This is a genomic window from Campylobacter concisus (genome assembly GCF_002913865.1).
In the GTDB taxonomy this organism is placed as follows: Bacteria; Campylobacterota; Campylobacteria; order Campylobacterales; family Campylobacteraceae; genus Campylobacter_A; species Campylobacter_A concisus_AM.
Genome location: NZ_POYX01000041.1, coordinates 1 through 12,580, shown reverse-complemented (window position 1 = coordinate 12,580; position 12,580 = coordinate 1). Strand labels below are relative to the sequence as shown.

12 protein-coding genes are annotated in these 12,580 nt (G+C 41.7%); 11 read left to right on the top strand and 1 reads right to left on the bottom strand.

Annotation, left to right across the window (positions count from 1 at the left end):
- Positions 1 to 350 precede the first annotated feature (350 nt).
- Entirely contained in the window at positions 351 to 1,622 is a 1,272-nt protein-coding gene (locus CYP77_RS02540; protein ID WP_103566928.1) for an O-acetylhomoserine aminocarboxypropyltransferase/cysteine synthase family protein, read from the bottom strand.
- A 107-nt stretch (positions 1,623 to 1,729) separates the two neighbouring features.
- On the opposite strand from CYP77_RS02540, the gene CYP77_RS02535 reads away from it, so the two are divergent.
- From CYP77_RS02535 to CYP77_RS02485, 11 genes are all read left to right on the top strand, one after another.
- A complete protein-coding gene (locus CYP77_RS02535; RefSeq protein ID WP_009293722.1) occupies positions 1,730 to 2,062 on the top strand; it encodes a hypothetical protein in 333 nt (110 codons plus the stop codon).
- Positions 2,059 to 2,682: an HAD family hydrolase gene (locus tag CYP77_RS02530; RefSeq protein ID WP_103599677.1), complete on the top strand. Its 624-nt coding sequence runs from the start codon at positions 2,059 to 2,061 to the stop codon at positions 2,680 to 2,682. Before CYP77_RS02535 ends, CYP77_RS02530 begins: the two co-directional genes overlap by 4 nt.
- 48 nt (positions 2,683 to 2,730) lie before the next feature.
- Entirely contained in the window at positions 2,731 to 2,985 is a 255-nt protein-coding gene (locus tag CYP77_RS02525; RefSeq protein ID WP_103565885.1) for a DUF2018 family protein, read from the top strand.
- Complete coding sequence (locus tag CYP77_RS02520) at positions 2,978 to 3,409, top strand: hypothetical protein (protein WP_103565883.1); 432 nt, start codon at positions 2,978 to 2,980, stop codon at positions 3,407 to 3,409. The genes CYP77_RS02525 and CYP77_RS02520 overlap by 8 nt, the downstream gene beginning before the upstream one ends.
- Before the next feature lie 10 nt (positions 3,410 to 3,419).
- Complete coding sequence (locus CYP77_RS02515; protein ID WP_103565880.1) at positions 3,420 to 4,313, top strand: polyprenyl synthetase family protein; 894 nt, start codon at positions 3,420 to 3,422, stop codon at positions 4,311 to 4,313.
- Positions 4,313 to 5,596, top strand: coding sequence for a glutamyl-tRNA reductase (gene hemA, locus CYP77_RS02510; RefSeq protein WP_021085432.1), 1,284 nt, complete (start codon positions 4,313 to 4,315; stop codon positions 5,594 to 5,596). Before CYP77_RS02515 ends, hemA begins: the two co-directional genes overlap by 1 nt.
- On the top strand, positions 5,586 to 7,286 hold the full coding sequence (locus CYP77_RS02505; protein ID WP_103565878.1) for a proline--tRNA ligase: 1,701 nt from the start codon (positions 5,586 to 5,588) through the stop codon (positions 7,284 to 7,286). Before hemA ends, CYP77_RS02505 begins: the two co-directional genes overlap by 11 nt.
- Complete coding sequence (locus CYP77_RS02500) at positions 7,283 to 7,714, top strand: FxsA family protein (RefSeq protein ID WP_103565876.1); 432 nt, start codon at positions 7,283 to 7,285, stop codon at positions 7,712 to 7,714. Before CYP77_RS02505 ends, CYP77_RS02500 begins: the two co-directional genes overlap by 4 nt.
- Before the next feature lie 8 nt (positions 7,715 to 7,722).
- Positions 7,723 to 8,658 carry a hydroxymethylbilane synthase gene (gene hemC / locus CYP77_RS02495; protein ID WP_103565874.1) on the top strand — a complete coding sequence of 312 codons (936 nt, stop codon included), beginning with the start codon at positions 7,723 to 7,725 and terminating at the stop codon, positions 8,656 to 8,658.
- Positions 8,655 to 9,377 (top strand): hypothetical protein, encoded by a 723-nt coding sequence (locus CYP77_RS02490; protein ID WP_103565872.1) that lies wholly within the window; start codon positions 8,655 to 8,657, stop codon positions 9,375 to 9,377. The genes hemC and CYP77_RS02490 overlap by 4 nt, the downstream gene beginning before the upstream one ends.
- Positions 9,378 to 9,663: 286 nt before the next feature.
- Positions 9,664 to 11,472 carry a menaquinone biosynthesis decarboxylase gene (locus tag CYP77_RS02485; protein WP_103565869.1) on the top strand — a complete coding sequence of 603 codons (1,809 nt, stop codon included), beginning with the start codon at positions 9,664 to 9,666 and terminating at the stop codon, positions 11,470 to 11,472.
- Positions 11,473 to 12,580 lie beyond the last annotated feature (1,108 nt).

Here is a 12,580-nt window from a genome sequence, read left to right as displayed (position 1 = left end):
CAATAATTGGCTACTAAAATTTGACTTAGCTTACCGCTTAGCTCAAATTTTAGAGCCGAAAATAAATACGTTCAGTCTCATTTTATTTTGCTTTTTATAAAATCACCAAAACACTAGCAAAATGGGAGGCAAAATGCTTGATATTATCATCCTTGCAGTCTTAGTATATTTTGCAACATTTTTATTTATGTTTTTATACTCGCCTTTTTTGCATTTTGGTATATAAGCGTGCCGCTACTTGTCATCTATATCGTTATAAAATTTATAAGGCAAGCAAAAGAGTGCGAGAGGACGTGCGGCAAGCTTGAGTAAATTTTAAATTTCTAGCCCAAAATGAGCTAGAAATTTGTTTATTCTAGGGCTTGAGCAAGATCAGCTATCAGATCCTCGGCATTTTCAAGGCCTATGCTAACTCTTATGAGCTCTTTTGTGATGCCAGCTTTTACAAGCTCTTCGCTGCTTAGCTGCTGATGCGTCGTCGAGGCTGGGTGCGTGATGAGCGACTTTGTATCGCCGATATTTACCACGATCTTAAAGAGTTTTACGCGCTCTAGCATCTTTTTTGCGCGATCAAAGCTATCAGTTTCAAAGCAAAATAGCCCATTTGCCATGCCGTCTTTAAAGTATTTTTGCGCCTTTGCGTGATCTATATTGTCGGCAAGCCCAGGATAAGCCACACTTTTTATATGCTTGTGAGAGTTTAGAAATTTAGCTACTTTTAGGGCGTTTTGCGAGTGTCTTTCAACCCTAACAGCGAGCGTTTCAAGCCCTTGTATAAGCTGCCAAGAGTTAAACGGAGAGATCACAGCGCCGATGTCACGCACGATAGCAAGCCTCATTCTTAGCGTATAGATGTCGAAGTTGTCGGTCATATCGGCATAGACGATGTCATGATAGCTTGCGTCTGGCACGTTAAAGTGCTCATATCTCTTGTTGCCTTTTAGCTTTTCATTTAGGTGATTTGCACTTACGACGACACCTGCTAGGCTAAGGCCCTGACCGCTCATATATTTGCTAGCGCTATGCACGCAAACATCGACGCCGTGGCGAAGTGGCTGAAAGATGATAGGCGTTGGCACTGTGTTATCTGTGATGCTGATGATGCCATATTTGTTTGCGATTTCTACGATTTTTTCGATATTTGGGATAGAAATTTGCGGATTTGAAAGCGTTTCAAAAAATATAGCCCTCGTTTTATCATCTATTAAAGCTTCCAGATCATCAGCCGTGTCACTGTCAAAGACTCTGGCCTCTATGCCAAATCTTTTGAGCGTGTGCGTAAAAAGCACCGTTGTGCCGCCGTAAATTTTCTTTGCGATGATGATGTTATCGCCAGCTTGGGCTAAATTTATGATGCTGTAAAACAAAGCTGACTGACCGCTTGCAGTCGCTATCGCAGCGGCTCCACCCTCAAGTGCGGCGACCCTTTTTTCAAATATATCTGTCGTTGGGTTACTAAGTCTTGTGTAGATGTAGCCACTATCTTTTAGATTAAACCTAGCAGCCGCGGTCTCGGCACTTCCAAAGTCATAAGCTGTGCTTTGAAAAATAGGCACAGCCATCGTGCCAAAGCCCTCGTTTGTATCGTAGCCTACGTGGATCGCAGCGGTTTCTTGCCTCATTTTTGCTCCTTGTTTAAGTAATTTTGGCGTAAATTATACATTAGCAAAGCCAAAATTTAGGGGATAAAATCAAATTTTGATATAATTTGCCAAAAAAAAGGAAAAATTTGAACCAAGTCACGGACAAATTTAAGCGTGTAAAATATCTTCGTGCGCTAGAAAAATTTGCAAAATCAGCGATAAACGGGCTAAAAAGAGATGACTTTGACGAGACTGAGTTTCGCCAAAGAGTTGAGAAAAACGCGAAAGTCATCGAAAAAGTCGAGGCTGTATATCTTGATCAGCCATACTCAAAGGCGCTAGAAAATTTTATAAATTTGCTTATCAAAAATGCCCCAAAAGATGAGCTTTTAAAGGCGGCAAATCTACTTGATAAGCTAAAAAATCAAAAGACGTATAAGAAAGAAAAGCATAAAAATAAATTTAAGGATGAGGATTGAAAGTAGTTATTTTTGATATGGATGGCACGGTGATCGATAGCGGCGAGGCGATATATAAGACGGTAAATGAAGTAAGGGGCGAGCTAAATTTATCGCCACTAGAAAAAGAATTTATCATAAAAGCGATCAACGAGCCAGGTAGAAATTTAGCCTTTGAGTTTTACGGCATCGACACGCCAAGCAAGAGCTTAAAAGAGGGTTTTGAAGAGAAATTTAAGAAATTTTACGATGAGTGTGCGATTACCTATGATGGCGTAAAAGAGCTTTTACAAAAGTGTAGGGATGCTCACTATAAGGTCGTTTTGGCAAGCAACGCACCGCATGATACGCTAGAGAAAATTTTAAAGAAAAATGAAATTTATGAGCTATTTGACGAGGTCATCGGCGCTAGCAAGGAGATACCGCAAAAGCCTGATCCTGCGATGCTTCACCTAGCTGTTAGTAAAACAGGAGCCGATAAAGCGATCTTTATAGGAGATAGCCTAAAAGACGAACTGGCGGCCAAAAATGCAAGTATGCCTTATGTGCAAGTTTGCTGGGGATTTGGCGAGGAGAGCAAACGTGCCACCTATAATGCCAAAAATGTCAGCGAAGCGTGGGAGATAATATTAAATTTTTAACTTAGTTTTAATTGGCTATAATCTTAAGAAAATTTCAAAGAAACAGCGATGATAGATATATTTGAGGGCAGTGCGAGGGATAAATTTTATGACATTTTGTTTAACGCAAATGCCGTTTTGGTTAAAAACGAGATAGATAAAATTTTTGAGAAATTTGTAGCTATGAGTGAGCTTTGCGAAAAGCTTGGCGTTAGTGAAGATGAGATCAGAAATTTTATAGTCTCAGAGCAAGATAAAGTTTATAACGGAGTAAATGACCTATATATCGAGCTTAGCGGAGAAATTTTAAGCCAAAATGAGTAGAATTTTTGCGCTTGCGGCCTTGCTGGCCACTCTTCTTTTTGCAAAAGAGCCAAATTTTGACCCAAATTCGGTCCATACATTTGAGCTTAAAAAAGATGAGTGGGCGAGGGTCTTTATAACCGAGAAAAAAACTCAAAAAGTTGAAACTTTTGACTTTCGTTGGACGCTATTTGATAGCACAAATATCACTGTGCAAAGCTTTTTTAGGCGCTATCCAAGGCAGATGGTCTTTTCGCTAAGACAAGGACAAAACACCTATATGCAGCGAGTTTTGCCTGACTTTACTATGCCGCCAAACGAGAGCGTGAGCCTTTACATATCATTTGTTGATTTTAGGGACAAAAAGGCGCATTTTAGGGTGGCGCTGCTAGATGAGAGCAAGCGTGTGGACGTGGGTTTTAGAGATCCGCACGAGGATAAATAGAAGGATAAAAATGGATAAAATCGATGAAATAATGAGCAAATTTATAAGCGAGCTTGGTTACAAAGAGGCGTTTGAGATGTTTTTAAAGATAAGCTCAGGCAAGAAGCTGCGCTCAAAACTTCTTTTAAAAATCGCAGGCGAGAGTGAAATTTCACTTAAACTTTGCGCTATCATCGAGCTCATCCACCTCGCAAGCTTGTTACACGACGACGTCATAGACGAGGCAAATATAAGACGCGGCAAGCCAAGTATAAACGCGCTTTTTGGCAGTAAAAACTCAGTCATGCTAGGCGACATCCTCTACTCAAAGGCTTATTTTGAGCTTACAAAATTTGATCCAAGCATCGCAGCCGTCGTTTCAGATGCGGTCAGCAAGCTAAGCATAGGCGAGATGATGGATGTGAAAATGGCTGAAAATTTTAATGAAAACGAGCAAGAATATCTAAAGATGATTTATTATAAAACAGCTGTTTTGATAGAAGCTACGGCTATTTGTGGGGCAAAGCTAGCTGGCAAAGATAGTGAGAAATTTGGACTTTATGGCAAAAATTTAGGTCTTGCATTTCAGATCGTTGATGATATCTTAGACATAACTCAAGATGAAAAAACGCTTGGCAAACCAGCACTAAACGACTTTGTCGAGGGCAAAACGACGCTTCCTTACATATATCTTTATAAGAGCCTAGATGAGGCTAGCAAAACAAAGCTTAGATCGCTTTGGACAAAGAAGTTAAACGCTGACGAAATTTTGTGGCTAAAAGAAAATTTTGATAAAACTAGCTCAGTTAGCAAAGCCATAAACGAGGCAAAAAGGCTTGGAGCTGAGGCGATAGAAGCGATAAAAGAGTATAAAAACGCCGAGCTTGAAGGGATCATAAAAAGCATGATAGATAGGGAATTTTGATGCACTATTTAGACATAAGTTTTACATATAAAAATACTGATATTTCGGTCAGAGAAAAGCTTGCATTTGATAGTGACGAGAAAAAAGAGCAAATTTTAAAGCTGATAAACTCAAACAAAAACATAAAAGAGAGCATGGTGCTAAACACCTGCAACCGCGTCGAGATCATAGCTAGCGTGGAGGATGTAAAGGCTGCCACTGCTCATATCATCAGGTGTATGTCGATATTTTCAGGCGTTTTTGAAGATGAGCTTTATGAGAGAGCTGACATCTACGAAAACAGCGGTGCCGCCCACCACTTATTTGCTGTGGCAAGCTCGCTTGATAGCCTAGTCGTTGGCGAAACGCAGATAGTTGGCCAGCTAAAAAATGCCTTTAAATTTGCCTACGACAACAACTCATGTGGCGAAGATATCAGTAAGATCATCCACTACGCATGTAAGTGCGCTGCCAAGGTTAGAAACGAAACTCAAATTTCTAAAAACCCAATATCAGTTTCAAGCGTCGCCGTAGCAAAAGCAAAAGAAATTTTTGGTACGCTTGAGGGCAAAACGGCTATCGTCGTGGGCGCTGGCGAGATGGGCGAGCTAGCAGCAAAGCACCTCATATCAAGCGGTGCAGAAGTGATCATCATAAACAGAAGCTCTGAGCGCGTCGAGCAGCTGGTTGATAGTCTAGGAGATAACGCGAGCTGGGATAGTATATTAAAACTAAAAGAATACGTAAATAACTACGATCTCATCTTCTCAAGCACCGCAGCCCCACACGCCATCATCACAGGAGAGATCATCGAGCCAAGAGAATTTCACAGATACTTTTTTGATATCGCCGTGCCAAGAGACATCGACCTTTTAAACACGGAGCTTATCAGCGTCTATACGGTCGATAGCTTAGAGGAGATCGTGCGTAAAAATTTAGCCCTCAGAGAGGAGCAGGCGCAAAAGGCCTACTCGATCGTCGGTCAAGATACGAGCGAGTTTTTAAAGACTTTAAAAGAAGATATGAGCGTGCCTCTTATAAAATCAATCCGCAAGCAGGCTGAAATTTGCGCGAAAAATGAGCTAGAAAAGGCGATGAAAAAGGGCTATTTAAAACATAGCGATTATGATGAGGCGCAAAAGCTCATTCATCAAGTCTTTAAAGCCTTTTTGCACCAGCCAACGATGAAGCTAAAAGGGCTTGCAGACGAGGAGAGAGCGAGCGAACTTTCAAACGGAGTTAAATTTTTATTTGACATAAAAGATGAACAAAATTTTCAAGCAGGAGATATAGATGAAATTTAGTAAATTTTACGCCCCAACGACCAAAGAAGCGCCAAAAGATGCATCTTTACCAAGCCATCAGTTTTTGATAAGAGGCGGCTTTGTCGAGCAGATCGGCTCTGGGCTTTATAATTATCTGCCGCTTGGAAAGATCATGCATGATAAAATTTCACGCGTGGTGAAAGAGGAGATGAACGAGGCTGGAGCGCTAGAGGTGAGCTTTAGCGTGGTCACTTCAGGCGAGCTTTGGAAGCAAAGTGGCCGCTACAACGTCTTTGGCAAGGAGCTTTTGCGCTTTAAAGATAGAAAGGATAATGACTTTGTCATAAGCCCGACAAATGAAGAGGCAGCCGTTGCTTTGGTGCGTGGCAAGGTGACTAGCTACAAGCAGCTACCACTAAATTTATACCAGATAAACACCAAATTTCGTGACGAGGCAAGACCACGCTTTGGCTTGCTAAGAGGGCGAGAATTTACGATGAAAGATGGTTATAGCTTTCACTCAAGCAAAGAGGATCTTAAGCGTGAGTTTGACCTTATGGAGGCAACTTACAGTAAGATTTTTACTCGTCTAGGGCTAAATTTTAGAGCTGTTGAGGCTGATAGCGGAGCCATAGGAGGAAGTGGCAGTAAAGAGTTTATGGTGCTTGCAAGTAACGGAGAGGACGACATACTTTGCTGTGAGGCTTGCAGATACGCTGCAAACGTTGAGGCGGCAAGACGAAAACCAAGAGTTAGCGAGGCTGAGGCACCAGAGGCGGACGCGGCTAAATTTCTAACGCCAAATGCAAAAACTATAAAAGATGTCGCTGAGTTTTTCAAAGTTAGCGAGTTTTACTGCATAAAAGCTGTTATGAAAAAGGCGATTTATGAGGATAAAGAAGAGGTCGTGGTCTTTTTTGTAAGGGGTGATGATGAGCTTCAAGAGACAAAGGCGCAAAATGCTTGCAAGGCGCTAGAGCTTGTCGATGCTAGCGAGGCTGACGTGGCAAAGGCTGGGCTTGTGGCTGGATTTTGTGGGCCAGTTGGGCTAAAGGATGTTAAATTTTTCATAGATAACGAGCTAAAAGGCGCAAATAACATGATATGTGGCGCTAACGAAAAAGACTATCACTTTGTTGGCGTTAGTGTTAGCGGATTTAACGAAGAGAGATTTAAAGACCTTGTAAAGGTAAAAGAGGGCGATAAATGCCCAGTTTGTGGCGGAAATTTAAAACTTAGCAAAGGCATAGAAGTTGGCCATATCTTTCAACTAGGTGATAAATATTCGGCTGCGATGAACGCGACATATCTTGATGAAAACGGCAAGGCAAAGCCATTTTTGATGGGCTGCTACGGCATTGGCATAAGCAGGCTTATCGCTGTGATGATAGAAGCTAGCCACGATGAGAAGGGCTGCATCTGGAAAAAAGAGTGCGCGCCGTTTGACGTGGAGATCATTATCTCAAATTTAAAAGATGAAGCGGGCGTGAAATTTGCATTTGAACTTTATGAGAGCCTTAAAAAAGCTGGCGTTAGCGTCATCATCGATGATAGAAACGAGAGATTTGGCGTTAAGATGAATGATTTTGAACTTATCGGCTTCCCTTATGCACTGCTTGTTGGTAAAGAATTTGCAAATGGTAAGGTCGAGTTTATAACAAGAGATGGGCTAAGCAAAGAGGCGATAGAGGCAAACGACGCCTTTAGAAAGATAAAAGAAAGCTTATGAGATTTTTTGCATTTTTGTTTTTTTTGATAGAAGCGGTCTTTATCTATCTTTTTGTTGATAAATTTGGCTTTTTAAACTACTTTCTCGAGGTGCTGGTCTCTGGATTTGTTGGCATCGCACTTCTTTTTAATGCTGGATTTTCTAGTTTAAATTCGCCTCAAGCGGCATTTAAAAGCTTTCTTGGCGGAAATTTATTTAGTCAGCTAGGGCTTAGCTTTGGCGGAGCGCTGCTCTTTTTACCAGGAATTTTGACAGATATTTTTGGTATCGCCGTGATCGTTTTTTCTTTAGTGTTTAAGAAAAATGCAGCGAAAAATGAGAGCTATCAGGAGTTTAAATTTCAAAATTTTAGCGAGCAGGGCAGTAAGAAAGATGAGGGCGAGATCATCGACGTTGAGGTCATCGAAGAGCCAAAAAGAGTAAATTAGGAGTGATGATGAAAGAGATAAAAATAGCAACTAGAAAGAGCATCTTAGCGCTTTGGCAAAGCGAGCATATCAAGGCTAGGATCGAGGCGCAGCACAAGGGCGTGAAGGTCGTGCTTGAGGGCATGAAGACAAAGGGCGACGTGATACTTGACACGCCACTTGCAAAGATCGGCGGCAAAGGGCTTTTTACAAAAGAGCTTGAAGATAGCATGCTAAAAGGCGAGACTGATATCGCCGTGCATAGCCTAAAAGACGTACCAGTAGTCTTTCCAGAAGGGCTTAAACTAGCGGCCATTTGCTCACGTGAGGACACGAGAGATGCGATGATAAGTGAGAAATTTGCTAAATTTAGCGAGCTACCGCACGGCGCAAAGGTTGGCACAACGAGCCTGCGCCGCAAGATGCAGCTACTTATCATGAGGCCTGATCTTGAGATCATCTCGCTTCGTGGAAACGTGCAAACACGCCTACGCAAGCTAAAAGAGGGCGAATTTGACGCGATCATTTTGGCGATGGCTGGCATAAACCGCCTAAATATCAAGGCTGAAGTGGCGCACATCTACACATTTGGCTTTGACGAGATGATACCTGCGATGGGGCAGGGCGCTCTTGGCGTCGAGGCTAGAGATGAGAAGCAAATTTTAGATGAGATCTCTTTTTTAAACGACGAAAATGCAGTTATAGAAACGACCATAGAGCGTGACTTTGTAAGCGTTTTAGAGGGTGGCTGCCAAGTGCCAATAGGCATCAGCGCAAGGCTACAAGGGGATGAAATTTCTATCGATGCGATCGTTGGCCTGCCTGATGGAAGCGAGTTTATAAAAGATAGCTTAAAGACTAGCAAAGATAAATTTCAAAGCGTCGGCAAGGAGCTAGCGCATAAATTTATACAAAAAGGTGCGAGAGAGATACTAAAACGCGCCGAGGAGATGGCGAATATATGAGAAAAGCGCTTATTTTGGCGTTTTTGATGTCAGAGCTTTTTGCACAGGTAGATTTAGAGCTTATTTATTCGCTCTTTACCGATAAAAATTTCGATAAAAACGTCTATTTTAAGGGTGAGATGCGAGATCGCTTAAAAAATAATTTTTACTCATCCGACAAATTTGACGAAATAAAAGTCACCAAACTCGGCCAGAGTAGCGAATTTAGTGGGATATTTCGCGTTTGGCTCGCTTCTAAAAACGGCGCATCCCTTGATCTATACATTTTTGCTAAAGAAGACGGTATTTATGCGCTCAGATTGCTCGCGCAAACCGGCATCATAGAGGCAACGATAAATGGCTATGAAGTTGCGAGCGAGGCGGAAAAGGCGCGACTTGGAGCAATGGGCGTGGATATAGAAAATTTAAGACTGATTTTGGCAAGCGATAATGCATTGCTAAAATTCGGACGCGAAAATGAGGCAAAATTTGAAGAGCTATTTGCGCTATATCAAAAGGACGAAGTGGCGGCAAACGAAGTCGCAAAGCGATTACATCTATCTCATGCGTCGTACGACGACGGAGTTTTTGAGCTTACCGTAGGCGGCATAACAGATAACGTAGTGGGCTTTATGCGCGTGGAAAACGAATCTAATCTGCCGCAGATGAGTCCGAGCGAGTTTATAATGTTAGAACGTCTCTCTACAAGCTCAAAATGGTATCTTTTTAAGACGACTTAGACAGATATAGGATAACTAGGCCGGCTTGTAGCTTTTTTTGCTTGCCTTAACGCTGTAAATTTAGCGTAGCGCGCTTTTGGTTAGGGGTTGTAAGAGATTAAATTTTTGCGAAGTCGGCATTAAATTAGCGCATCCGCCAAAACCGATAATTTTTATGATTTTACTAATTTTTCGGCAGTTAAAGCTGTGTTTTTGGCTCAAAATGTTTGCAAATTTGACTTAAAACGCGGTCAAAATTTTAGCTTTGAAAACGGCTTGTTCGGATATAAATTATTAAGGGAAAAATATGGACTACATCAAGCTTTTAAAAGATAACGGCCTGCTTAGGGTGATCAATGAGCCAGTGGATATCGACCTAGAGATTGCGCACGCTAGCTACATCGAGGTCAAACGCGAGGGCTCGCAAGCACTACTTTTTACAAACCCAGTCTGCAAAAAAACTGGGCGTAAATTTGCCCCAGTGCTTACAAATATCTACGGCTCAAAAAGGGCGCTTGAGCTGATATTTGGCGTGCAGCCCGATGAGATAGCAGCTGAGATAGAGAGGCTTTTAAAGCCCAAAAAACCTGAGAATTTCAAAGAAAAGCTTGATTTTTTATCATATCTTTTTAATATGAGAAAGATATTTACCAAAAGGCTAAAAGGTGAGGGTGAGTGCCAGCAGGTCAAATTTATAGACGAGCAGGCCGATCTTTTGAGCCTGCCTGCGCTAAAGACTTGGCCGCATGACGGAGGTGCTTTTATCACGATGGGGCAGGTCTATACGCAAAGCTTAGACGGCGCGCTGCAAAATTTAGGCATGTATAGACTGCAAATTTATGATAAAAATCGCCTTGGCATGCACTGGCAGATCCACAAAGACGGCGCAAATTTCTTTCACGAGTATAAGCGCGCAGGTCGTAAGATGCCAGTTTCAGTGGCGATCGGTGGCGATCCACTCTACATCTGGTGCGCTCAAGCGCCGTTACCAAAGGGCGTCTTTGAGCTGCTACTTTATGGCTTTATCCGCAAAGAACCAGCCAAGCTTGTAAAGTCGCTAACCAATGAAATTTACGTCCCGTATGACGCAGACTACGTTATAGAGGGCTTTGTCGATACGACTAAGAGCGAGCTTGAGGGGCCATTTGGCGATCACACTGGCTTTTACACGCCAGTTGAGCCGTTTCCAGTGATGGAGGTCACGGCGATAACGAGCAAGCAAGACCCCGTATTTCATGCGACCGTGGTTGGCAAGCCGCCGCTTGAGGATAAGTACATGGGCTGGGCGACTGAGCGCATTTTCTTACCACTTTTGCGAACGACCGTGCCAGAGCTACTAGACTACAATATGCCTGAAAATGGCGTCTTTCACAACCTTATCTTAGCTAAGATCAACGCCCTTTATCCAGCGCACGCAAAGCAGGCTATGCACGCATTTTGGGGCGTTGGACAGATGAGCTTTGTAAAGCATGCGATCTTTGTGGGTAACGATGCACCAGAGCTAGCAGAATACGACAAATTTGCGGACTTTGTGCTTGATAGATTTGGCAGTGAGAGTGTGCTGATAAGCCAAGGCGTGTGCGACCAGCTCGATCATGCGAGCCCAAACTCGTGCTTTGGCGGTAAGCTAGGCATCGACGCGACGCAGGACTTTTGTAAATTTAGCCCTGTAGTTTTAAGCGACGATGAGCTTTTGGCTAAATTTCAAAGCCTTGCGCCAAATGTTAAGGAGCTTAGGCAGTTTAAAACCAGGAGCAAAACGCCTATTTGCGTGGTGAAATTTGAGAAAGATCGCCCTGTAAAAGAGCTATTTGAAAAGCTTTTAGAATTTAGGGAGTTTTTTAAGCTACTGGTTGTTGTGGATATGCAAAACTACCTAGAAAACCCATATATGCTGCTTTGGCGTGTGACAAATAACATAGATGCCTTGCGCGATATCTACATAGACGGCGAAAATTTCTGCGTGGATGCGACGAGCAAGGACGAGCTAGAGGGCTATACGCGTGGCTGGCCTATGCAAACTGACTGCGACCGCGAAGTGGTGGCTACTCTTGTGAAGCGTGGCGTAGTAAAAGATGAGCCGGAGCTGTTTCATAAATTTGAGATATTTGGGTAGTGTTGTAGCCTAGTGGATTTGGCACGCTCGTGCGTAAAAGCGGCAAGAAAATGCGCTCAGCCGCCCAGCCCATGTACTTATATTCAAGTGGCTACTTGCCGGTCGCAGTCGTGTGAAATGCTGACCTCTGTTTGCTAGCTGTCTCCATCGCTAAAAATGGCTCAACCGCGTGTAAACGCCAGTGTGATCGCTCAAGTTCGCTCTTGGCCGTATAGACAAAGCTCTTGATCATTAAGCTTTAAATTTGATTTAGCATTTTTGGCTTGATAAAATTGCTTTTAAATTTAAAATAGATCGGTTTTTATGCTTAAAAATGGCTTAGTTTAAGGCTATTTTTATATCACAGCATAAAATTTCTTAACATTTTTATGAAAATTTTTAGTTAAATTTGGTTGGCTTGAAAACTACCAAAATTTACACCTGCAAACGCAATTTTTAAATTTAGCACTTCAAATTTCTTAAAATACTAAAAATAATATGTATAAAATTATGCAAAATAATATGATTTTGCCTTATGAGAGGTAAAATTTGGAGTTGTGTGCTAGTTGATCTGCTGCGATGGGCGTATAAACATTTAAATTTAAAAAACCAGCGATGTGAAAACTTTTAAATTTAATAAAGTTAGCAGGTTACAGGTGCGTTTTTAAAAAGCTCTATTGTGCTTGTTTTGGCAATTTTGGATGCAAATAAAAGCCTTACTAGCTGACTTATGCAAATTTTTTAGTTTTTAAATAGCTAAAGTTAACGTATTGGATCCAATTTAAAATAGTGAGCTTGTGGAATTTAAAGTATTTTAAGTTAGGCTACGTGCTTGTTTTGTGTTGAAATATAAAACTTTGCCTGCTGGTCTTTTGCTTTAAAACAAATTTATAAGAAAACCTAAAATAATGCTAGTAAATTTGGCTTATAAACTTGCTAGATAATGCCATTGTGTGGCGATCTGTTTGATTGTTTTTAGGCTCGCGCTATTGTGGTGTGATAGGCTGTGGTATTATAAATTTAGATATAGCCGAAATTTGGTCAAAATTTACTAAATCAAGTTTTTTAAAGATCATCTGCTGTTTTGATTTTTGTACTGCAAGGCAAATGTAAGCATAGTTTTTAGAAG

Excerpts from the sequence above, each read along its gene's own strand:
- CYP77_RS02540 (WP_103566928.1), bottom strand. The coding sequence starts at position 1,622 with ATGAGGCAAGAAACCGCTGCGATCCACGTAGGCTACGATACAAACGAG.
- CYP77_RS02525 (WP_103565885.1), top strand. The coding sequence starts at position 2,731 with ATGATAGATATATTTGAGGGCAGTGCGAGGGATAAATTTTATGACATT.
- CYP77_RS02520 (WP_103565883.1), top strand. The coding sequence starts at position 2,978 with ATGAGTAGAATTTTTGCGCTTGCGGCCTTGCTGGCCACTCTTCTTTTT.
- CYP77_RS02515 (WP_103565880.1), top strand. The coding sequence starts at position 3,420 with ATGGATAAAATCGATGAAATAATGAGCAAATTTATAAGCGAGCTTGGT.
- hemA (WP_021085432.1), top strand. The coding sequence starts at position 4,313 with ATGCACTATTTAGACATAAGTTTTACATATAAAAATACTGATATTTCG.
- CYP77_RS02505 (WP_103565878.1), top strand. The coding sequence starts at position 5,586 with ATGAAATTTAGTAAATTTTACGCCCCAACGACCAAAGAAGCGCCAAAA.
- CYP77_RS02500 (WP_103565876.1), top strand. The coding sequence starts at position 7,283 with ATGAGATTTTTTGCATTTTTGTTTTTTTTGATAGAAGCGGTCTTTATC.
- hemC (WP_103565874.1), top strand. The coding sequence starts at position 7,723 with ATGAAAGAGATAAAAATAGCAACTAGAAAGAGCATCTTAGCGCTTTGG.
- CYP77_RS02490 (WP_103565872.1), top strand. The coding sequence starts at position 8,655 with ATGAGAAAAGCGCTTATTTTGGCGTTTTTGATGTCAGAGCTTTTTGCA.
- CYP77_RS02485 (WP_103565869.1), top strand. The coding sequence starts at position 9,664 with ATGGACTACATCAAGCTTTTAAAAGATAACGGCCTGCTTAGGGTGATC.